The following is a 21,933-nucleotide window of genomic DNA, read 5'->3' on the forward strand; positions in this document are numbered from 1 at the left end:
TAAGGAGGGGGTTGGGCGTGGAGGACAAGGCAACGAAGAAGCCGAAACGACGCGGTGCCACGGTGCTCGTTCTCGGGGTGGCAGCGGTTCTGCTCATGGTGAGCGGTTTCAATATCGTGCGTTTGCGGTCGAGACCTTCGGAAACCAAGGAGGTGGCCGCCGTTGTGCCCGTAGCCGTTCGTGCGGCCCGAATGGCTCTCGTTGAGGAAGCCATCAAGACCACAGGGGATCTTGTGCCGATTCAAGACGTTTATCTCTATCCCGCGGTGCCCGGAAAAAAAATCCAGCAGGTGTTTTTCGACCGGGGTCAACCGGTGGTCGAAGGCGCCCTGGTCGCTCAGCTGGACGATGCGGAAGTAGCGGCGCGCCTTCGACAAGCGGAAGCTGCGGTGGAGGCGGCGCGGATCCAGGTGGAACTATTGGACAAAGACAAAATGAGGTTTGAAAACCTCTACCGCCATCAGGCTGTCGCGAAACAGAGGCTGGACCACATCCAGGCAGAACACCGGGCGGCCCTGGCGCGCCTGGCGGAGGCGCAAGCCGCATTGAAAGCCCTGAGGGAAGTTCATCGCGATTTTTTCCTGCATTCACCCATTCGCGGCATCCTGGCGGAACGCTATGTGGACCCGGGAAACCTCACGGACGTCAGAAGGCCCATAGTCCGCATCACGGACGAAACGGTCCTCAAGGTCGTCTTTCACGTCCCGGAAAAAGATTTTGTTTTGCTTCAGCCGGGCCTGAAAGGCTTTTGCCGGCTGGATGGTTTTCCCGGGCAACGTTTTGAAGGAACCGTGATGGTGACCTCCCCGGTGCTGGACCCGAAAACCCGCACGGCCATGGCGGAATTGCACGTGCCGAACCCTGATTTCGTTTTGCGTTCGGGCATGTTTGCCCACGTGACGGTTCCTCTAAAAACCCGGGAAACTTTGGTGGTTGATCGAGACGCTTTAGTGCGCCTGCCGGGAACGGGACAGCCTTACCTGTTTGTGATCGAAGAGGGGAAGGCCCGCATGCGCAATGTGCGTCTCGGTCTGGAGCAGGAAACTGTAGTGGAGGTGGTGGAAGGGGTGCGCCTTGGAGAGCCGGTGATCGTGCGGGGCCAAAACCGGGTTGTGGACGGCTCACCTGTAGAGATCACGGCCGTCGAGGCATCCTAAGGGAGCCCAAGAGCGACCCCGGATGGAGCTTCCTGTAAGGTGGAAATAGCGGATCATGCGACTGCCCGAATTTGCCGTTCGTCAGCCCGTGGCCACGTTGATGCTCCTCTCCGCGGGCCTTCTCCTTGGAATCATGTCTCTCTTTCGCCTGAGTGTGGACATGTTTCCCGACATCAGCCCGCCGGTGGTGACCATCCTCACCACATGGCCTGGGGCCAGTGCCTCGGATGTGGAAACGGAGGTGACCAAGGTCATCGAAGATCAGGTTAACGCCGTGAGCAACCTAGATACCTTGACCTCCAAATCCTTGGACAATCTTTCCGTTGTGGTGTGCCGTTTTAACTGGGGGACCGATTTGTCGGTGGCGACCAACGACATCCGCGACTGGTTGGAAAGAGCCAAGAGAGATCTCCCCCTGATGCTGAAGCCCCCATGCTCTACAAGTTCAGCAGTGCCACGGCACCTATTTTTTTCATTACGGTGACGGGAGACACCAGTTGGCCGCGGTTGTATCATCTCGTGGACAAGCGCATCTCGGACGAGCTCAAAAGGGTGCCTGGCGTGGGGGCGATTCAGCTCTACGGTGGTTTAAGGCGCCGGATCAATGTCTATTTCGACCTGGAGAAGATCCAGGGATACCGGTTGGCCCTAGACCAGATCAATCGCGTGCTTGCGGCCGAAAACGTCAATATCCCGGCGGGGGCGATTAAGGCCGGGCAGAAAGAATACTTTGTCCGAGTGCCGGCGCGGTTTGCCGATGTCCGGGAAATGCAAGCGACGGTGGTAGGGTTTTTTGAAGGGCGCCCCATCTATCTGCGGGACGTCGCCCGCGTGGAAGATGACTTTAAGCCCATGGAATTGAACGGTTGGGGGGACGGACGCCCGGCCATTGTGCTCATCTTGCAAAAACAGACGGGCCAAAACACCGTGGAGGTATCCCGGAGGGTCCGTGCCAAAATTGCAGAGATACAGAAGGGTCTGCCCAGTGATGTGCGGATTCACATCGTCATGGAGACCGCGGAAAACATCCTCACCTCCATCAAAAACCTGCGCAGCACTTTGTATTACGGCATTGCCCTGGTGGTTCTCGTCACCGTCGTCTTTCTTCGGCAAATCCGGTCCGCACTCATCATCGCTTTGAGTATCCCCTTTTCGCTTATTCTTTCGTTTATCTTGCTGTTTCTTTTCGGTTATACGATCAACCTCATTTCGCTGATGTCCTTGGCCATCGCCTCCGGCATGGTGGTGGATAACGGGATTGTCGTCTTAGAAAACATCGTCCGCTACATGGAGCGGGGGAGCCGGAGGACCTCCGCGGCGATGTTTGGGGCGAGCGAAATGGGCTTGGCCATCACGGCTTCCACGCTCACCACCGTGGTGGTCTTCGTGCCCCTCATGTTTCTTACAGGGCTCGCCGGCATCATGTTCAAGCAGTTGGGTTTCGTCATTGTGGTGACTCTGGGCGCGTCCCTCTTTACGGCACTGACTTTGACCCCCATGCTATGCTCTCAATGGCTTCACCGGAGGCACTTTCAGCCGGGGCGCCACCGCGGCATCGTGGGCGCCTTGTATCAGTGGAGCGAAGCGGCTTTCCAGAAGCTCGAAAAAAGCTACGAAGTCTGCCTTTCTTGGGCCGTGCAGCACGGGAAGACCACGCTGTTTCTTGCTTGCGCCATTTTTGTGAGCAGCCTTTCTCTCCTGCCGTTTTTGTCGACGTCTTTTATGCCGGAGGTGGACAGCGGGGACGTCCTCGTGGATTTTCGACTTCCGGAAGGGACACGCATCGAAGAGACCAATCGGGTGGTCGAGGCCATTCTGGACAACATCGAGAAGGTCGTGAAACCTGAAGAGTTTCGACATTCCTATGCTTTTTCCGGGCAGTCCGAGGAAGGGATCGGAGTGGCTTTGGGCTTTGAGGAAGGCGCCAATGTGGGTTCCATCGGCTTCAAATTGGTGGATCGGGATAAGCGTGAGCGGAGCGCCCAAGAAATCGCCGCCCTTTTAAGAAAGGAGGTGGTCAAGATTCCGGGTATCAGCCGTATTATGGTGAGCGCCCAGGATCCGATCGCCCAAATCTTGAAAGGGCGGGGGAAAGCCGTGTCCTTGGAAATCCAGGGTCCGGACATGGATGCCCTGATGGAAACAGCGCAAAAAATTGAAAAAATCTTTTTGTCGATGCAAGGACTGGTGGACGTGGAAATCAGTCAGAAGCCGCCACGTCCAGAATTGTGGGTGATCATCGATCGGGAAAAGGCGGCGGCCCTGGGGCTCCGGGTCGCTCAGGTGGCCGGGATTTTAAGAAACTTTTTCTACGGTAAAGAAGCGAGTTTGTATCGCGATGCAGGGGATAGTTTCGATATCTTCACAAGATTGACGGAAGTGGACAAGAACCGGTTGGAAAACCTTCTTCGTTCCCCTGTGCCTCTGCCGGACGGCCGTGTCGTGGAGCTCAAGAATTTCGTCACGTTGCGGGAAGGCAGCGGTCCCATTGAGATCGAGCGCAAGAACCGGCAGAAGATCGTCAAGGTGGAAGCCGACCTGCTCGGGCGCTCCCTGGGCTCGGCCAGTGAGGAGATCCGGGAACGTTTGGCGGCCATGGACATCCCCGAAGGGATCAGCCTCTCTTTCGGGGGCGACGTGGAAGAGCAACAGAAAGCCTTCCGGGAACTCACCACGCTCTTCATCCTTGGCATTGTGTTGGTCTATATGGTGATGGCTTCTCTTTTCGGGAATCTCAGAGACCCTCTGATCATCATGTTTTCGGTGCCTTTTGCAGTGAGCGGGGTCTTGTATGCGTTTTACTTTACCGGAACGACCCTGGGCGTGGTCTCCTTCATGGGTGTGGTGATGCTGGTGGGCATCGTGGTCAACAACGCCATCGTCTTGTTGGATTATACGCACCTTTTGGAAAAAAGAGGCCTCAATCTGATGGAAGCGGTCACCCAAGCCGGGCGCAACCGCCTCCGGCCGGTCCTCATGACGACTTTGACCACATTTTTCGGGATGCTGCCTATGGCCGTCTCCACTGGTGTCGGCGCAGAGACGTGGAATCCACTCGGGATCACCATGTTGGGAGGTCTGACCCTGTCCAGCGCGGTGACACTAATTGTGGTGCCGACCTTCTACTATCTTCTGGAAAGCCGCCGCCAAGCCGCCAAAGCGCCGGAAGCCGCCGGCGTGCCGAGGTGACCATGGACATGTACTGGATTTTCTACGATGCGGCCTTTGACGAGGATGTTACGGAAATCTTGGAGCGTTGCTGTGTTACAGGGTTTACCAAGTGGGACCGCGTGTTGGGCAAAGGCCCGCACGCCGTCCCCAGAATGGATAACGCCGTCTGGCCGGGCTACAATTGCGCCGTGGTGGTCGTCGTTCCCGACGAAGAAAGCCCACACCTCAAAAGGTCTTTGCAAGATTTGAGAAAGAAGCTCGGCGGCCGGGGTATGGAAATTTTCCGAACTTCCGCAGAACGCGTCGGCGACGGCTAAGACGAAGAGCTAAAGTTGTGCCCTGAATCGGCGACACCATGCCCGAAGCCTTTAAAGAACACAAATCGGCACTTTCCAATGGGCCGGTGCGATCTCAGTGCCGTATTGAATCCTGCGAACTATCGCCTTCGGTTCAGCGTTCATCCCCCTTCCCATAAGGTCATGGAACTGAGGCTGTGGCCATGGCTTCGGCGGGTGCTGGCTGGGACTGGGCTCCCAAGGAGGGTGCGGCTATGGGGGAAGTTCCCACTGGCTAATGCCCGCCGCATCGATGCGCAGCATATAAAAAGGCGGGGAGGCATCTTGAGTGTCTGCGGCTCGACGACGCAATAACTCTCCCATGAGTTGTTCCATGGTCTGGAGATCTTCCGGGGCTCCCGACAGCCGGCTCGCTCGAACTTCGAATCCCAGGTGACGAGGGATGGCCAGGGCGGAACTCAAGGCGAGGCGTTCCACAGGCTCCTGGGCGGATTCCGCCCCGAGCAGCAACCAATGGGCTGACGGAGGATCCGAGCGCAAGGAGATTCCCGCCAGCAGGATGTAGTATCGGTCCAGATGGGAAGTTTCCGGGCGAATGGAAAAATCCGGTCTCTCTTTCATCAGCGGCGCCTGGGCACGGGCGAAAGGCAACGCCCGAGGAAAGATGCTCTCCACGTCCCAAAGCCCTTGAGCACGGACCACCTCGGCGAATTGATGGCTCAACGCCAGCCCCATACCGGACCCTGCCGAAAGGATGAGGACGGAAGGAGAAAGAGGGACGATCTTTCGCACCGTCTTCCGCTCCCATCCCCCTCTGGAATCCGGGCATAGGGCCAAACTGTCTGTGGCCAAAAGGATGGTGTGCGGTGTATGGTAGCCAAAAATTTGGGTCATGGGGAGCTCCTTTGTTCATGGAGTGCCCCGGCCGGGACGGCCTCGGGCTGTCGCTTATCCTTAACATTTTCCGGAAAGGGATGCCATGGTCCTTGTGCCCGAAAAAGCAACGGAGACGGTGTGCCATATCGAGCTGCATGGAGGTGATGTTGTGGGGGCCTTCTTCCCATGGTTTCAGGCGGGCGTGTGGGTGGTTGTCCCTGCGCAGACCACCGTGGGTGGCCTGCTCACCCGGGAATGGGGTCTTTCCCGAGAAGTCATCGAAGAACGTGTCGGGACCGTCTTTTTGAACGGCATCCCTCTGGACGATTTGGAAACATCATGCCTGCTCGAGGGCGATGTTTTAGCACTTTCGGGACCCATGCCGGGACTTGCGGGAGCGATCCTTAGGAAGAACAGTCCTTTGAGCGTGTTGCGGCATGACCGGAGGTGTCCGGTTCATGGGCCTTCCGTGGGAGCGACCGGTCCTCAGCGCGTGCGCATCAAACTTTTCAACCATCTGATCCCCGAATTGGGGCCGATGCTGCTTCGACGGGGGATTCTCTTGGAAAAGGAACACGCTTTGGAGTGCCTGCGTGACTGGAACCGATCGGGTAGGGAGAAACCCCGAAAAGTGTTCCTAGAAAACAAAGAAGTGCCCTTTGACGCTCTTTTTGATAATATACAAATATCAATGGCAGCTTTCTGCGTTTCGGACTGACTGCTTCTCCCCTTCGAACACCGAGCATTGTGACTGAAAATCAAGGAGCTTTGCCATGTTTGGGGAAAATGAACCCTCCAAGGAACGTTTCGTCACATGCTTGGCACAGGCGTTCCAAGCCCATAGGGACCCGCAAGGTTTTGCGCGTGAAATCCTTCCGGAATTGCGCCGCCTCCTGGAGGTTCAGGCTGTGTCCATATGGATGCCATGTCCTGATGGAAAACATCTGCAACTCGCGTGGTATGACAACGATCCCACTTTCTGGAGCTCAGATCTTACGGAGATCAAAGTCCCCATAGACACGAGTCTTGCGGGAGCCGTCTATGTGACCGGCCGTTATGAGATTGTCCCCGACGTGCGGTGGGATTCTCGACATTGCGGTCATGTGGACGAGAAATCCGGGCTTCAGACGACGGACATGCTGATGATCCCGATCCGATCCAAGGGGTCCATGATCGGGGTTATGCAGTGCATTAACAAATGCCTTGGGTGTTTTAACGACCGCGACATCGCCTTAGGTGAGGCTGTGGCCATTTTTTTTGCCGTTACCCTCGAAAAATCCTTGCTCCTGCAACAACTGACCAACGCCCATGAAAAACTCAAGGAAACGGCGCGACGACGCAGAGCCGCGTTGCGCGAAGTCATTCATGAAAAGGCCCAGCTGGAACGAACCGTTCGAGAATGCTCAGAATTCGGCACGGTCATCGGCGTGAGCGAAAAGATGCAGCAGACCTTAGATCTGTGCCGGCGGGCGGCAGCCTGCGACGTGACGGTGATCCTGGTGGGGGAATCCGGAACCGGCAAAGATTTGCTTGCAAGGATGGTGCACCGAAACAGTTCTCGGAGCAAAGGCCCTTTTATTGCGGAAAACTGTGCCGCTATTCCCGAGAATCTTTTCGCATCCGAGCTCTTTGGCCACGTCAAGGGATCCTTTTCCGGCGCCGAACGTGACCGAGTCGGACTCATCGAAAAAGCCCACGGGGGAACCCTTTTTTTGGATGAAATTGGAGATATGCCCGCCTCTATTCAAAAAGCCCTCTTGAGGGTTCTGGAGACAGGAGAGGTGCGGCCCGTGGGCTGCAACCAGGGGCGTGCGGTGGACTTCCGGTTGATCACGGCGACTCACAGGAACCTGGAAAACCTCGTGGCCATGGGGCTGTTTCGTGAGGATTTGTATTATCGCATCAACGTGTTTCGGATTGCGCTGCCCCCGTTAAGGGAGCGGCCTCAGGATGTTCCGCTATTGGCCAGCTTCTTTATGGAACGGGCCAGCCGCCGATATGGAAAGAAACTGCGGGGTATCGCCCGTGAAGCCTTGGAGTGTCTCCAAAAATATCCCTTTCCAGGAAATGTCCGTCAGCTGAAAAACGAAATCGAACAAGCGGTGGTCCTGGCGGAGGAGGGAGATTATATCCGAATGGAACATTTAAGCCCTCAAGTCTCCCGGCATTTTGACATGCTGCTCCCGGAGGGGCCTCAGGGGAGGATCCGGAGGCTTGTTGAAGATGTCGAAAGAAGGGCCGTGATGGAAGCTTTGAAATGTTGCGGAGGCAACAAGACACAAGCGGCGAAACAGTTGGGTTTAAGCCGGTATGGGCTCGCCAAAAATATGAAGCGCTATGGATTGGCAGGGCCCGAAAAGAAGTCAACTCAATAGGCATCCTGACGACCTCGTTGCCAGAGCACTCCCGTAATAGGTCCCGCCAATCTCCGAAGGACAGAAAATCGTTTTTTTCAATGACACTTCAATGACATGCGAAGTGTTCGGGCGCCCAACCGGGCCTTTTCCATGAGCCGCCGACGCCGTATCCACCCAGGAGGGTGAAAGCGAGGTTGCCGGTGACGTGAGTCGTTTGGGTATACGGTGTTCCCTGCGCCGAAGACGCTTTCGGCTCTTCAGGGCTTTCCTCTGGGTTTTGAAGGCTTGGCATACATTGTGATCCATGTCTGGGAACTCAAAGCTCTTGTCCGACCCAAAGAACCCAAACGAGGAGGACCCCATGAAGACGAAAATATTTTGGATTTGTGCATCGGCCGCGGTGATGTTTCTTGCGCCGACGGCTCTCCGGGCGGAGACTCCGGAGACGGCGGCCTATGAGGCGTGCGTGGACCAGCTGATCGTCCAGGCCGAAAGACAATCGGGGATGGAAAACAGCCGGTCCGAAGTCTTGAGAAACTGTGCGCAGGATGCAAAAGAAAAGGCGGAATATTATCGGGTGAATAAGGCCAAATTGGTGAGCACGATGACAGAAAGGCGTGTCAAGGCGAAAGATACGCAGATGAGATACTTCCTCATCAAGGCTTACAACGAAAGGAACTATGCCTTGAGCGAATGAGCCGTGTTCTACCGATAGCGTGCCAAGTACTGTTCTATGCGAATCTTCCGAATCGTGTTTTCCGAGGACATGTAGCGGATCTTTCCAAAGATGGGGCGCTCTGGGCCCCAGGGTCGATCATAGCGGCCGAGGATCCAGAAGATACCGCTGTAGGAGTTTGGGTCCCGGCCGTCCAAGCCGTATTTGTTATTCAGTTCAATCATGATTTCCAACGCATCCCTGGGAGATGCCGTCCAGTGCAGGATTTTTTTCCCCCAAAGCATGCGAAGGTAATTGTGAATCACTCCTTCTTCCAGAAGTTGCCTTTGGGCGGCGTTCCAGACAGGGTCGTAGGAGGCGGCACTCTCGAGCTGTTCCAGTGGATAAACATAGGGCCGAGGATCCGCGGCGTGTTTTTCCAGGGTTTCCAAAGCCCACGAGGGTAAGGACTCGTAGGCGTCGTAACGGGGAACAAATCGGCACAGGTTAAAGCCCAACTCCCGCCACGTCACAAGCTGATCCAGGAACGCCTCGGCCCCATCGCTCATGCCCCACCATCCCCGGCGCGATCCTGTGGCCTGTGCGGCGAGCTTATCGGGTGTCCATCCTTCATGACGGCAGACGGCTGCCAGGACTTGGTGAGAGCTCAGGTGGCCGAAATGCAAATAGGGAGAAAGGCCGCTTGTGGCGTCTTGGTCGGGATGGTTGCGGTCCTCGGCGTAACGTGACAATTTGCGGTTGAGGAACTCATGAAGACGGCTTGCGGCCGCTTCGGATCCACCCCGAAGGAGACATGCCCCGACCCTGTGATTCACCGGTAACGTGGACACCAGCTCGGGGATCCGATCAAAGTCCTGTTCTGTCAGAGGGACCCAGCGCTGATAAAGGCGGGCGAGATCTGGAGGCTGCCCTGGAGGGGGCAAGGAAGCCAGGGGGTTTTCCCGGGGTGGGCTGTCCAGGTGTTTTCTCAGCACACTTTGCAAGTACCGTCGAAAGGCAAACGCGGTGCCGAAAACCTTGCCAGGGGCGTCCAAGGGCAAGAGGCCGTTGCTGTCCACCTTTTCCAAAAGCACATCGATTTTCCGACCCGCCGTTTCAATCATCCGGGGGATGAAAAAAGCAGGGTAATCGTCGGTGACGACGACACAGGCGCCTTTGGCCAGCGTGCTCAGCAACCCTTTTCCTTCTCCGGCGGCTCTTTCCACGTAAGCATAGTAGGTCGCCGCTGTAGCACGGACTGCGGCGTAATTCTCTTGCATTCCTTGAAGGATGAAGGAGTGGAAGCGGTCGCTGGCCCAAGGATAGTCTAGGCGCAAGGCTTCGAGAATCACCAAGGGTTTTCTCAATCGGATCGCCCAACCTACGGCGCGGTCCAGAGCGAAGTTTCCCGTAACGCGCCGGTACGCCGTCATCCAATAAACGACATAATCCCCGTTCGGCCGCACCTCCTGTCCGTTCACCGTACGGACCCGCTCATGGGGGACATCCACATCATGCATGACCGCACACCTCAGAGGATTGTCGGGGAGGGTCACCCCCCGTAAAGCCCCCAGACTCTTGGCAGCCACAAACTCAGGGCCGGGAACAGAGCAACCACAACGAGTGCCGCAACCATGGCGATAATGAACGGGATTGTCGCTAAGGAGGCCTTTTCCAGGGAAATGCCTGCAAGGTTGGTTGTCACGTAGAGATTGACGGCCACAGGGGGCGTGAACTGGCCGATGGCCAGATTGAGAGTCATGACCACGCCGAACCACAGGGGATCCCAACCGAAATGGGTCATAATGGGCAGCAGAATCGGGAGGAAGACATAATAGATGGAAATGGCGTCCAGGAGCATCCCGGCGATAAAGATGAGCAGGTTCACGAGGACTAAAACCACCGCGGGATGGGTTGAAAGGCTCAATAGAGATCGGGCGATTTTCTCCATGATCCCAAGGGTTGCTCCCGCCCAGCTATAAAGACCCGCCAAGGCGACAATGAGGAGAACGACCGCAGAGGAAACAGCGGCATCCACAAGAATCTCATAAAAGCTTTTGAAGGTTAGGGTCCTGTAGACAACGAACCCAAGGAACACGCCGTAAAAGACGGCCACGATGGCGGCTTCCGTAGCGGTGAAGATGCCCCCGTAGATGCCTCCTAAAATGACCAAAGGGGCGGCCAGTCCCCAAAAGGCCTCCCGAAAGGCTTTGACCGTTTCCTTAAAACTTCCGCGTCGTTCCCCCATGTACCCGCGGCTTTTTGAGATCCAGTAGGCCGGGAGAATGAGGGACAGACCGGCGAGGATGCCGGGAAAAACCCCTGCTGCGAAAAGAGCGGGTACAGACGTGGTGGTGATGACGCCATAGAGGATGAAGGCGATGCTTGGAGGCACAACGATGGCGGTGGAGCCCCCGGCGGCGATGAGAGCGGCGCTGAAATCTTTCGCGTAATTCTTTCGGGCCATAGCGGGAATCAAGACTGCGCCCATGGCGGCGGCATCGGCAGGTCCGGACCCGCTCACCCCACCGAAAAACACACAAACAAGAATGGCCACAATGGCCAATCCCCCGGGGAGGGATCCGACAAGAAGGCTTGCCAGGTGAACTAATCTTTGCGAGACCCCACAACGTTCCAGGATCATCCCCGCGAGGATGAAAAACGGGATGGCCAAGAGAGGGTACTTGGCGATGCCGGCATAAAAATTAGACGAAATCACTGGGATGCCGAGGTTGAAATACCAAATCATGAAAATGGCCACACCACCCAAGGCCACCGCGATGGGAATGCCCAAGAAAAGCAACACCAAGAAGGCGAAAAAAAGCCAGAAAGCCGGATCCATACTCACTCTCTAGCCATGGTCGTGCCACAGAACCCGGGTGCGTTGCCAAGCTCTCACAATGATCAGCAGGCTTCCTAAAGGGACTGCCAGCGTGTAGGTCCATTGGGGCACTTGAAGGGCTTCGGAGAGGGTGTTCAACTCTACCTCATCGCGCATCTGGAGAATCGCATAATATGTCAGGGTGCCGAACACAAGGACGACCAAGAGCATAGTGAAAATCAACACCCCACGCCGAACCGGAAGCGGAAATCGGACAAAGACAAAATGCAGCCCGAGGTGAAGGCCTCGGCGGAACGCCGAGGCGCTCCCGAACACGGTGAGATAGACCAGCGCGCTCACTTCCACCTCTTCCACAAAAGCAAAAGAATAATTCGTGCCGTACCGGAGGGCCACATTGACAAATGCCACAACGGCCATGAATAACAGGAGGAAAGCGCAGGCGGCTTCCTCGAAATGATCCCGAAGCCACAGCAGCCTCGTCCGATTCATGAGCTTGAACCTTGATTCCCGTGAAGGGTTTAACGCCCGAGAATTTTTTCAGCCTGCTGGACCAAATCCACCCCGATCTTTTCCTTCCAATCATTGTAGACGGAGCGGGTCTTCTCTCGGAAGGCGGCACGCATCTGGGGTGTGAAGACTGTCACTTCCATGCCGTTTTGCCGCAGGGTCTGCAAAGCGGCCATGTCCCCCTGAAGTCCCTGGCGGGCCTGTTGGACTTCCCAGGCGCACGCATCTAAAGCGGCCTGTTTGAGGATTGCTTGGTCCTCGGGCGAGAACGTTTTCCATGTTTCTTGACTGGCCCCCAAGATCAAGGGATCAATGGCATAGTGCCAGAGGCTGATGTACTTGTGGACCTGCCAGAGCTGATAAGGGATGATGACCGCATTCACCGGGTTTTCCTGCCCGTCCACCGTGCCCTGCTGGAAAGCCGTTTGGGCTTCGCCCCAATTCATGTTGATGGGGTTGGCTTCCAAGGCACGAAAGGTGTCAATGAAAATCGGGGAACCCACGACGCGGACTTTCAGACCTTTGAGGGCGTCAGGAGAATCCACAGCCCGCAGACGATTGGTCAGCTCCCTGAATCCGTTTTCACCCCACGCCAGGGGCACGACTCCACGTTCTTCAATCTGGCGGAAGAGTTCCTGACCGGGTGCGCCGTTTTTCACGGCGTCCAACTGTTCATAGGTTTCAAAGAAGAAGGGAAGCGCAAAAAGATTCAGTGAAGGCACCTGAGGGGACCAGTTGATGGTGGAAGCCAGGGCGAAATCGATGACCCCTTGACGCATGAGCATGAATTCATTGGTTTGTTTGCCCGCAAAAAGCTGACCCGCGAAGTAGCACTTAATGTTAATGCGCCCCTTGGTCCTTTCGTTCACGAGATCGGCGAATTTCTGAGCCCCTTCGCCCCACGGTCCCTTAGGGCCCACGACGATGCTCATTTTGTATTCGTCTTTGTAGGTTCCAGCCATCCCCACAATGGGCGCCAGAGATAAAAAGACGAATACTGCCAGGATCCCCCACACCGCGTGTTTTTTCATGGTTGAGCCTCCTTTTTTGTCGTGTTGGCGGGATAACACCGATCTGCCCGGTTCATCCTGTTCCCCCGTAGAGCCTTGGCATCGCCTGGGGCCGGAACGGATGCCGTGATCATTGGTGCCTTGAGCGTGACCGAATGTCAACACCGTCTTTGCCTTTTGGCGATGCGCCTTTTCTTGCACTCCATCGGCCGGCTCGCTATGCTCGGACGAACAGCACCTTGGCAAACACCGCGAAAAGAGGAGTCGACAATGTTGGAGAAAGTGACGGCTCTGCTGAAATCCAACGACATGTGCGTTCTTGCCACCTGCCGCGACCACAAGCCCCACTGTTCCTTGATGGCCTATGTGACGGATGAAGACGGATTGACCGTCTATATGGCCACTCGGAAAGATACCACAAAATTTCAAAATCTTATGGTGAATCCCCGAGTCAGTCTCCTTGTGGACACTCGAGTGCAGAATCCGGGGGAGCGGTCCCGCATCCGTTCCGTCACCGTGGAAGGACTGGCCAGCCCTATAGAAGACGCGGCCGAAGACAACGAGGTGCGCCGACGCCTTGGGGAGAGGCATCCTCAGATCCGCAGATTATTGGAAGACCCTCTTTCGGCCACCATTGCGGTGAAGGTCAAAGGTTTGCTTCTTCTGGAAGGGCCGGAAAAGGCGACCCATATCACGGTGACATCGGGCTGAGAAAGGTAGCCGACCTGCACTCCTGAAAAACCGCGTAGGTAAAGGGACATCGCGGATTATTTTCTCAGAGAACGGCATAAATGCCGCCCGGTTGCGAAGAAGCCTTTTGTGTGGATAACACCGCGGCTCTTGAAACCCATTCGGGCATTGGCGATCTTTCCCAGCCACAGAGAAACGCCTTGATGACGTTTCCGGGAATCTTCTCGGAGATGCCCCCCTTGCCATGCCCGTCGAGGATGCTTTCCTTTGTCATCGGACAAACCCCCGACAGGTCTTTGTCCACCCCACGAAAGGAGCAAGGCATGGCTGGAAAAAACGCGATTCAAGAGAAGATTCACCGGTGGGTTTACAGCGAGGATGCTTTTCAGAGGCTGGACGACACGGATGATGCGGTCTTTTACAAGACAGACCGGTTCGTTTCCCACCTCGACCGGACGGCGTTGGAGACCGTAGAACAAATCATCGGGACTTTGATCATCGAAGATCATCCGGTGATTTTGGATCTCATGGCCGGCTGGGACTCCCATATCCCAGGCAACGTCAGCGCGACGGAAGTGGTCGGGCTTGGACTCAACGAGAACGAACTTAAGGCCAACAAAGCGCTCACCCGTTACGTCCTCCACGATCTCAACGCAGATCCCGTATTACCTTTTGCGGACGCCACCTTCGACGTGGTCTTGAATACGGTGTCCGTGGACTACATGACTCGGCCTTTTCAGGTGTTTGCGGAGGTGGCCCGGATTCTGAAGCCGGGAGGAATGTTTTTGGTCATTTTTTCCAACCGCATGTTCCCCCAAAAGGCCGTGAAGGTTTGGCGGGAAAGCAGTGAGGAAGAGCGGATCATTCTCGTGGAGGATTTTTTCTCCAGTGTAGCGGACTTCGGGGACACCCACGTGATTGTCGCTAAGGGTAAGCCTCGTCCCGCGGACGACAAATACGCCCATCTTGGGATTCCCAGCGACCCGATCTATGCCGTCTGGGCGGAAAAGAAGGGGATGCCTAAAGGCCGCCGACAGCGACCCGTGGTGGCTTTAAGCGCCGGCGAGCCCGTGTCTCCCGAGGAGCTCGAGGAGCGGAAACGCCGGGTGAGTCGGACCCTCCAGTGTCCCTATTGCGGGGAACGCATGAAAAAGTGGAAGATCCCGCAGACTCCCTTCACCGAATGGGATAACGAGTTTATGTACATTTGTTTCAATGACGCCTGTCCGTATCTCCTTCGGGGGTGGAGCGTTATGGAAGCCCAGGGGAACCGAGGCTTCTCCTACCGGATGATGTACAATCCGGACCGAGACGTGCTTTTGCCGGTACCCGTCCCCCACCTTCGGGCCCTTAAAGAGAGCATCGTCGACGAGGATTAGCCAGGGTTCAATAGATTATGACGAAGGGACCGCCGTGAAGACGGCGGTCTCGTTTCAAGGCGTGAGGCATTGACGGTAGAGTTTCCACGCTGTTCGGGCGTGTTGGGAAAAATCGAATTGACCACCGCTCACATGCCACAAAATCGCCGCCGGTTGAACAATGCCGAGAAACATGACGGCGGCGGCTTCCGCCGGCACATCGGAACGAATCTCTCCCTCCTGCTGCCCTTCGCGGACGATGTCGGCAATCCGCATCACGTGGCTATGGATGATTTCCCCCAGCCGAGCCCGCCGTCGGTCCGCATCGCCGATGATCTCTTCCGAAAACAGAATTCTAGGAATGGCTTGATTGGATGTGATGAAATAGACGTGCTGGGCCAGCAAGGCGTCCAATCGGGACAGAGCCGAGAAGTGCTCCCGGCGGACCTTTTCCACATGTTGCGCCAAACGTTCCCCCACCAGCTCGAGGACGGCATCCAAGATCGCATCTTTGTTCGGATAATGGCGATACAGGGCGGAAGGGACCACCCCTAACTTTTCGGCAAGCCGAATGACGCTCAATCGCTTCATTCCCTCTTGATTCACCAGCCTTAAGGCGGTTTCAACGATTTCAGCTTTCCGTCCGCTGAGAACCGTAGCTTTTCTGTGCTGTCGTTGGGGAGAATCGTTTTTCACTTTCATCGAACCCACCTCGAGCGCCTATAAGTTGGAGGCCGTGACCGAGACCCTTCCGGCTTCATTTTCCGGTCTTCTGCCGTCACCGGTGAAACGGTCATGTCTTCATCTGCATGGATGCGCGGGAAAAAGCCGCTCTGCCCACAGCCTATACCCCCCTTGACGGATTCATCCCCGAAAGCTCTAATGAGTGAAAATTTTTTCACTTCCCTGAGGGGCCGGCGAGGCCATGACGTCACAACAAGGACTCTCTTAGCACGGAGGAAAGCAATGGAGAAGGAGCGATTGTCCTACCATGGATCGGTGCAGGCAATGGTGGAGCGTATCCGCCGCGACGGGATGACAAACATTTGGGATCGGTATGCGGCCCAAGGTCTCGGCAACGATCCGGATAAGCGATGCCCCTTCTGTATGGGCGGGGTGAGGTGCGATTTTTGTTCCAACGGGCCATGCCGGGCCGATGCTGAAAAGGACAAGCGGGGGGTCTGTGGCATTAAGGCCGACGGCATGGCCATGCGGATGATGCTTCTCCGCAATGTTATGGGAACCTCCACTTACCATTATCACACGGAACAAACCCTACGCACTCTGCGCGCCACAGCTCAGGGAAAAACACCCTTTCGGATCACCGAGCCGGAAAAATTAAAGACCTTCGCCGAGCGGCTCGGTATCGACACGGCGGGCTCGACCGAAGAAACGGCTGTGCGGCTGTGCGATTTTGCGCAGAAGGATTTTCACAAGCCGGCCCACGAACCCAGTGAGATCGTCACCCGGCTCGCCCCACCAGATCGCCAGGCGCTGTGGAAAAAATTGGATGTCTTTCCCGGCGGCGTCTACGGGGAAATGCTCCGGGCCACGAGTTCTTGCCTGACCAATGTGGACGGCTACTACGTCAGCCTGGCTCTCAAGGCCATGCGCATGGCGGTGGCTATGGCCTACCAGAGCCAGATCGTCAATGAATACTGCCAGGACGTGCTTTACGGCATCCCTCGACCGCACAGGATGCGGGTGGACTTAGGGGTGTTGGACCCGGATTACGTGAATGTGCTTCCCAATGGGCACGAACCTTTTCTGGGTTTTGCCCTTGTCCAGCTTGCCCGAACGCCTCAGTGGCAGCAAAAGGCCACCGCGGTGGGCGCAAAAGGTCTGCGGGTCATTGCGTCCATCGAAACGGGACAAGAAATGATCCAACGCTGGACCATGGACGACGTCTTTTTCGGCTTCACGGGGAACTGGATCATGCAGGAAGCCGTTCTGGCCAGCGGGTGTGTGGATCTTTTCGCCTGCGACATGAACTGCTCCATGCCCATTGATCCGCTCTACGCGGAAAAGTATCACTTCAAACTCATCCCGGTGAGCGATCTCGTGGCCTTCGAAGGGATTTCAGACAGGCTGGATTACGTTCCGGAAAAGGCGGCCGAACAGGCGGCGGCCCTACTGGAGATGGCCATTGAGAATTTTCCGAAACGGCGAAAAATCGTGGAACCTGTTTCGGGCTTACGTTTGGGTGAGGCTGTGGTCGGTTTTTCCAACGAGAGCATTGTGGAGGCTTTGGGTGGTTCATTGGATCCTCTGTTGAACGCCATCAAGGACGGGGCGATTCGTGGTGTGGCGGGGTTCGTCTCGTGCACCACCCTGAGGGATACGGGACAGGATGTGCACAGCGTGCGCATGGCCAAAGAACTCATCAAAAGGGACATCCTGGTGCTCTCCATGGGATGCGGCAACGCGGCGCTACAGGTGGCCGGATTGTGTCTCCCGGAAGCCAAAGACTTGGCCGGACCGGGCCTCAGAGGCGTTTGTGAAGCTTTGGGGGTGCCCCCCGTTTTGAGCTACGGCACGTGTACGGACACGGGGCGCTGTGCCGACTTGGTGGGGGCGGTGTCGGCGGCGCTGGGCGGAGTGGCCATTCCCGATCTTCCCGTGGTCGCCTGCGCTCCAGAATACATGGAACAGAAAGCCACCATCGACGCCATTTTTGCGCTCGCTTTCGGTTTGTACACCTATGTGAATCCCGTCCCCAACGTCACGGGAGCTCCAAATCTGGTGAAGCTTTTGACCCAGGAACTGAAGGACGTCACGGGAGGGCTTCTTGACGTGAATCCCAATCCGGAAGAAGCGGCAAACGCCCTGCTGGCGCATATCGAAAAAAACCGACGCAAACTGGGTCTGAAATAAGAAAACAAACGCTGAAATTACCAACGTCCGACGTACAACCCGACGGTGTCGTGGAGGAAGAGCGTGCGGGAAAGAATCTGGATCCCGAGCTCGGCCAAGAGGGTGTCCGTCCCGCCCCGCCGCAGGTGGTCCCGGAAGGCCCGATAGTGTGTCCAGCCCGCGGAGCGCTCGATGAGGGCCACGGCACCGAGGAAAAGCCGGGCGCGCAGATGAGTTGGGCGGACATAGTCCATGAGGAACAACGTGCCGCCGGGGGTTAAGACTCGGCGACTTTCGGCAAGCATGATTCGACGGTGAGGAAAAGGTTTTTCGTGAAGCGCAAAAGAAATAACCACACCGTCGAAGGACTCGGCAGGATAAGGGAGACGGCGGGCATCTCCGCGGACGAAAGCGGCTTGCCCGCCGGCCTTGCGGACAGCCCGGCGGAGCATTTCGAAGGAGAGGTCGATTCCAAAGGCGGGAACGCCCGCAGCGCGCAGCAAAAAAACTTGGGTACCCGTGCCGCAACACACATCCAAAACCCGGCGACACTGCGCTATTAAAACGGCTCGCGTGACCCCCTGCCGGGCCCGTTTCAGAAAGCTCTCCAATCGATCATAGCATGTGGCAATTTTCCCATACTCGTCGCGGGCAGACTCAGGGGGTCTCATAAACCTCTACCAGGTCGCCTATTTTGGCTTCTTTCCAGTCAGGGATCTTAATGCCCACTTGTCGGCCTCTGGAGGCTTCCTTGACAGGCTTGCGATCGATCTGCATGGACTGGATCACACCGGAGTATACAGGCCCCATGGCTGAAATGATACGGAAGCGGCCGCCTTCGCGAAAAACACCCTCTGTGATCTCGCACCCGATGATAATTCCGCGGCGGCTGCTTTTAAAGAGGGCAATGATTTTCCCGTGACCGACAATTCTCTCGGCTTCAGGTGCGACGTCGCCTTTGGGAGGGGGAGCCGACCGCACTTCAAGGGCGTTGAGGAGATCCTGGATGAGTTCAAAGAGGTGAATCTCGACGCCCATATTCCGTGCGGCCTCGGCAACTTTCGGCGCCAAGTCGACCCCAAGCCCCAGCAGAAGGCGACTTGCCGTCGCCGCCAACAAGACATCGGACTTGGAAATCGACCCCACGCCTCGATGAACGATCTTGACCCGTGGCCCCCCTCGATTGAGACTTTCCACGGCCGCCTCAATGGCCTCGCCTGTCCCTACGGTATCCGATTTGATGACCACCTCAAGGAGACCCTTTTTCAGACCCGGCCTTCCCCGCGAAAGGGCCTGAGTCGTTCTTCCACCAGTCCCGTAGATTTTTCCGCCTTTCTTTCCTTGCTTCATGTCCGATCCTAAGGTGAGAAGGGTGGACAAGTATGCCCTAGTGGACGAGCGAGGCGTGTCCCCCAAAGGGACCGCGTCTTGATCTTTTATCAGACTTTACCCAGCTCATGGAGCCGCTTTATGAAATCTCGAGGCCGGGGTGACGACCTATGGGACAGTTGGATGATATCCACCTTGATGCTTGAGATTGCGTCTAGGCACAAAACTCCCTTAACGAAGACATCATGATGAATTTACGTCTCTTTTATAGCATAGGGGTTTCCATCAAACTTTTAGCCCTGACGGGAATCGCTTGGTACCTGAAGGTCAGTCCGCGCCGTCTTGCACCACGGATTAACGTTTATGGATCGTTATGCCAAAGCCGAACTCCGGGCCGGTTGTCGTCATCGGCGCGCCGCCGTGGTTGGCGCGAGCCCGGGCGCGGCCCTCATCCAATGGACGGCAGCGTTTTACAGCAGACATGAGGGTCTGTCCCAATGGTGTCGTTGGCCGAGCCCGGCATCGATTCCGCACCATAGCCCCAAAACGGTTGATCACGGGCGGGGATCGCACGGATTCAGGATGCTCTTAGATGTTCAGGGGCATCGGTTGGGATACCTGAAATTGTGTCCACGTGATGTCGTTTCGTGGGTTCGGGAAGCGAACAACGGAGAGAAAGCACAGTAGACACTTGGAAGCCGTCACGGCCGAATCCCCAAGGTCGAATGGACATACCGGAAAGGCATCCGGCCTATAGGAGGGCGGGCCCTATAAAGGACCAGAGGCGCGCGGAACCGGTAGTGCTCCGCGCGCCTCCCACGGCGGGTTGAGATTTTATTGGCCGAAGACCTCCTTTGGACGTTCTGTACTGCCCGTGGCATTGGGAAAATCCGTGGCTCTGTAGGCTTTCTGGTTGGAATGAACAAGATGGCGCGCTTCTTCCATAAAATTATTGTATCGCTTCTTACACTCATAAAACCCGTGCCACCAGGAATAGTCCGGCGCCATCATGGCCGCTCCCATTCGAGCTCTTCGTCCCTCGTGGTGCCAGAGCTCGTAGTATTCCACTTCTAAACGCTCATCGAAGTATTTCGTTTGATCCAGCAGTCCCTTACCGTAAAGTTCATCCAACATGGCCTTGGCGGGCTTAAAGTAGACTTCGTTGTACTCGTGGATCACCTTGTCGAGTTTGAGGTAATGATCGGTCACCCAGGTCTTGCCGTGGCACTGCATGCAGATCGCTTGCATCTTCTCCCGCTCCACCTGCCAATTCGTCTGGGCGGGGAAAGCCGCAAACTCAGACGGTCTTACGGTGAGAGGCGCCTGGGTTTCCCAAGACAGGCGTTCGGTGACATCGTGGGAGGTAAGCACCGTGCCTGCTCCTGAGATATGACAGGAAGCACAGGTCGGGCCCCGAAAGTCCACACCGGGTGTCCATGTTCCTGGAGCGGCGTTCCAATTGTATTCATCCCCAAAAGCCGTGTAGATGTCTCCATGCTTCGATTCCATATAGATTTCGATCTGCGGGTGATCCGGTCCCAGATGGCATTGGCCGCACGCTTCCGGTTTGCGCGCCTCCATGACGGAGAAACGGTGCCGAGTGTGGCAGCTGGTGCAACTGCCTTTACTGCCGTCCAGGTTGACCCGCCCAACGCCCACATTGGGCCACGTCGCCGGATCGAGTTTTCCGTCCTTGACTCGAAGGACCGTCCCGTGACAATGAAAACAACCAGCTTCGCGTTCTGTGTCGCTGTTCATCCCGAGTTTTAGCCATGGGTCGATTTTCCAAATAATCTCCACGGTGTTGGCATGTTTGCTCCGGCTGTACTGCTTGGCCTCATCTGGATGGCAGCGTGAACAATCCTTCGGGGTCACCACCGCGGCTATGGGCACTCGATATTCCTTGGTGCCGTAAGGGGCGCTGCTTCGCTCGTACTGTTTGTCATGCTCGCGGCTGACGTCGGGGTCAAACGCTTCGGCCTGATGGCAGTCCAGGCACGTAATGTTGGCACTGGCGTGCCGACTGTTGGCCCAATCGGCGAAGACCCCGGGGCTCTCACGACGGTGGCATTCAATGCATGCCACAGCTTCCTTGGGTAGGCTGCGTTCGATACGAAACTCCTTGGCCTTCGGCGTGTTGGTTGTCGTCTGGGCGATGGCCACAGCGACAAGGGTGATGACCATGAGGATTCCATAACCCAGAGATTTTGCGAGCCGGTCTCGCTGCCCCATAGCGTCCCCCTTTCGGTGTTTGAGTGCCTGACGTCATAGGCCTAGACCCCTGTAATTGGCCTCCAGTTGTTTGTACCCGTAGCGATCCCGCGCGATGTGCACCAGATTGCGGTGGCAGTCCACACAGCGTTTTTCATAGCCCGGCCTGGCATAGAGCACCGAACGGTGCGCCAGCATGGCCCCTCTTTTCTCCGGCATGTAGAGGATGTTGCGATGGCATTTTTGGCATTGGTCGTTTTTCATGGACGCGTAGGTTGCCTCACGGGCTTTGGCGTGATCATAGGCTTGAGGTCCGTCACGGAAATGGATGTATATGTCTTTAATGCCGTGCATGGTCTTGGCATAGAAAAACTCGACCGTATCGTGAGGGGCGGGGAGATGACAGTCCATGCAGTCGGCAACGAAGCCCTGGGCATTGTTGGTGTGGGTCGACGTCTTCCACGTGTTGTAAGCAAAACGGATCTCATGGCAGGTGGCGCAGAACTGGGGCGTGGAGGTGCGGACCATGGTATAGTAGGTCATGGAAAACAAAGGGAAAGCCAACACGACCCCGACAACGATCCACAGAGAGGCTTTCACCCAACGCTTCATGAACGTGCC

18 protein-coding genes and 1 pseudogene are annotated in these 21,933 nt (G+C 56.4%); 9 read left to right on the forward strand and 10 right to left on the reverse strand.

Features of this window, described 5'->3' with window-relative positions:
* Positions 1–17: 17 nt before the first annotated feature.
* From ACZ5K9_RS13345 to ACZ5K9_RS13355, 3 genes and pseudogenes are all read left to right on the forward strand, one after another.
* Positions 18–1,157: an efflux RND transporter periplasmic adaptor subunit gene (locus ACZ5K9_RS13345; protein WP_464271822.1), complete on the forward strand. Its 1,140-nt coding sequence runs from the start codon at positions 18–20 to the stop codon at positions 1,155–1,157.
* 100 nt (positions 1,158–1,257) lie between these two features.
* Positions 1,258–4,346 (forward strand): annotated as a pseudogene (locus ACZ5K9_RS13350) (efflux RND transporter permease subunit).
* An 8-nt stretch (positions 4,347–4,354) separates the two neighbouring features.
* Positions 4,355–4,645 carry a PG0541 family transporter-associated protein gene (locus tag ACZ5K9_RS13355; protein WP_464271823.1) on the forward strand — a complete coding sequence of 97 codons (291 nt, stop codon included), beginning with the start codon at positions 4,355–4,357 and terminating at the stop codon, positions 4,643–4,645.
* 231 nt (positions 4,646–4,876) lie between these two features.
* Here the strand turns inward: ACZ5K9_RS13355 and ACZ5K9_RS13360 are convergent, their stop codons facing one another.
* Positions 4,877–5,518, reverse strand: coding sequence for a hypothetical protein (locus ACZ5K9_RS13360; RefSeq protein ID WP_464271824.1), 642 nt, complete (start codon positions 5,516–5,518; stop codon positions 4,877–4,879).
* A gap of 85 nt (positions 5,519–5,603) precedes the next feature.
* Between ACZ5K9_RS13360 and ACZ5K9_RS13365 the strand changes: the two genes are divergently transcribed.
* The 3 genes from ACZ5K9_RS13365 (at position 5,604) to ACZ5K9_RS13375 (ending at position 8,554) form a co-directional block, all read left to right on the forward strand.
* Positions 5,604–6,218 carry a hypothetical protein gene (locus ACZ5K9_RS13365; RefSeq protein ID WP_464271825.1) on the forward strand — a complete coding sequence of 205 codons (615 nt, stop codon included), beginning with the start codon at positions 5,604–5,606 and terminating at the stop codon, positions 6,216–6,218.
* Between the two features lie 55 nt (positions 6,219–6,273).
* Positions 6,274–7,875 carry a sigma 54-interacting transcriptional regulator gene (locus ACZ5K9_RS13370; protein ID WP_464271826.1) on the forward strand — a complete coding sequence of 534 codons (1,602 nt, stop codon included), beginning with the start codon at positions 6,274–6,276 and terminating at the stop codon, positions 7,873–7,875.
* A gap of 343 nt (positions 7,876–8,218) precedes the next feature.
* Complete coding sequence (locus tag ACZ5K9_RS13375) at positions 8,219–8,554, forward strand: hypothetical protein (protein ID WP_464271827.1); 336 nt, start codon at positions 8,219–8,221, stop codon at positions 8,552–8,554.
* Positions 8,555–8,562: 8 nt separating this feature from the next.
* Here ACZ5K9_RS13375 and ACZ5K9_RS13380 read toward each other — a convergent pair whose 3' ends face one another.
* Genes ACZ5K9_RS13380 through ACZ5K9_RS13395 form a run of 4 tightly spaced genes read right to left on the reverse strand, consistent with a single transcriptional unit; the run spans position 8,563 to position 12,892 of the window.
* The gene (locus ACZ5K9_RS13380; RefSeq protein ID WP_464271828.1) at positions 8,563–10,032 is read right to left on the reverse strand and encodes a cryptochrome/DNA photolyase family protein; all 1,470 of its coding nucleotides are present in this window, start codon (positions 10,030–10,032) and stop codon (positions 8,563–8,565) included.
* Positions 10,033–10,064: 32 nt separating this feature from the next.
* A complete protein-coding gene (locus ACZ5K9_RS13385) occupies positions 10,065–11,354 on the reverse strand; it encodes a TRAP transporter large permease (RefSeq protein ID WP_464271829.1) in 1,290 nt (429 codons plus the stop codon).
* 9 nt (positions 11,355–11,363) lie between these two features.
* The gene (locus ACZ5K9_RS13390) at positions 11,364–11,843 is read right to left on the reverse strand and encodes a TRAP transporter small permease (protein WP_464271830.1); all 480 of its coding nucleotides are present in this window, start codon (positions 11,841–11,843) and stop codon (positions 11,364–11,366) included.
* Positions 11,844–11,872: 29 nt separating this feature from the next.
* The gene (locus ACZ5K9_RS13395; RefSeq protein WP_464271831.1) at positions 11,873–12,892 is read right to left on the reverse strand and encodes a DctP family TRAP transporter solute-binding subunit; all 1,020 of its coding nucleotides are present in this window, start codon (positions 12,890–12,892) and stop codon (positions 11,873–11,875) included.
* A 249-nt stretch (positions 12,893–13,141) separates the two neighbouring features.
* Between ACZ5K9_RS13395 and ACZ5K9_RS13400 the strand changes: the two genes are divergently transcribed.
* Positions 13,142–13,582, forward strand: coding sequence for a pyridoxamine 5'-phosphate oxidase family protein (locus ACZ5K9_RS13400; RefSeq protein ID WP_464271832.1), 441 nt, complete (start codon positions 13,142–13,144; stop codon positions 13,580–13,582).
* Between the two features lie 302 nt (positions 13,583–13,884).
* Positions 13,885–14,940 carry a methyltransferase domain-containing protein gene (locus tag ACZ5K9_RS13405; RefSeq protein ID WP_464271833.1) on the forward strand — a complete coding sequence of 352 codons (1,056 nt, stop codon included), beginning with the start codon at positions 13,885–13,887 and terminating at the stop codon, positions 14,938–14,940.
* 54 nt (positions 14,941–14,994) lie between these two features.
* On the opposite strand, the gene ACZ5K9_RS13410 is transcribed toward ACZ5K9_RS13405, so the two are convergent.
* Positions 14,995–15,621, reverse strand: a complete 627-nt coding sequence (locus ACZ5K9_RS13410) for a TetR/AcrR family transcriptional regulator (protein ID WP_464271834.1) — start codon at positions 15,619–15,621, stop codon at positions 14,995–14,997.
* Between the two features lie 264 nt (positions 15,622–15,885).
* On the opposite strand from ACZ5K9_RS13410, the gene cooS reads away from it, so the two are divergent.
* The gene (gene cooS, locus ACZ5K9_RS13415; RefSeq protein ID WP_464271835.1) at positions 15,886–17,793 is read left to right on the forward strand and encodes an anaerobic carbon-monoxide dehydrogenase catalytic subunit; all 1,908 of its coding nucleotides are present in this window, start codon (positions 15,886–15,888) and stop codon (positions 17,791–17,793) included.
* Between the two features lie 17 nt (positions 17,794–17,810).
* On the opposite strand, the gene ACZ5K9_RS13420 is transcribed toward cooS, so the two are convergent.
* From ACZ5K9_RS13420 to ACZ5K9_RS13435, 4 genes are all read right to left on the reverse strand, one after another.
* The gene (locus ACZ5K9_RS13420) at positions 17,811–18,443 is read right to left on the reverse strand and encodes a class I SAM-dependent methyltransferase (protein ID WP_464271836.1); all 633 of its coding nucleotides are present in this window, start codon (positions 18,441–18,443) and stop codon (positions 17,811–17,813) included.
* Positions 18,430–19,122 carry a translation initiation factor IF-2 gene (locus ACZ5K9_RS13425; protein ID WP_464271837.1) on the reverse strand — a complete coding sequence of 231 codons (693 nt, stop codon included), beginning with the start codon at positions 19,120–19,122 and terminating at the stop codon, positions 18,430–18,432. Before ACZ5K9_RS13425 ends, ACZ5K9_RS13420 begins: the two co-directional genes overlap by 14 nt.
* An 813-nt stretch (positions 19,123–19,935) precedes the next feature.
* Positions 19,936–21,285: a multiheme c-type cytochrome gene (locus ACZ5K9_RS13430; protein ID WP_464273977.1), complete on the reverse strand. Its 1,350-nt coding sequence runs from the start codon at positions 21,283–21,285 to the stop codon at positions 19,936–19,938.
* 81 nt (positions 21,286–21,366) lie between these two features.
* Positions 21,367–21,924 carry a NapC/NirT family cytochrome c gene (locus ACZ5K9_RS13435; RefSeq protein ID WP_464271838.1) on the reverse strand — a complete coding sequence of 186 codons (558 nt, stop codon included), beginning with the start codon at positions 21,922–21,924 and terminating at the stop codon, positions 21,367–21,369.
* Positions 21,925–21,933 lie beyond the last annotated feature (9 nt).

The organism is Desulfosoma profundi (assembly GCF_055387865.1).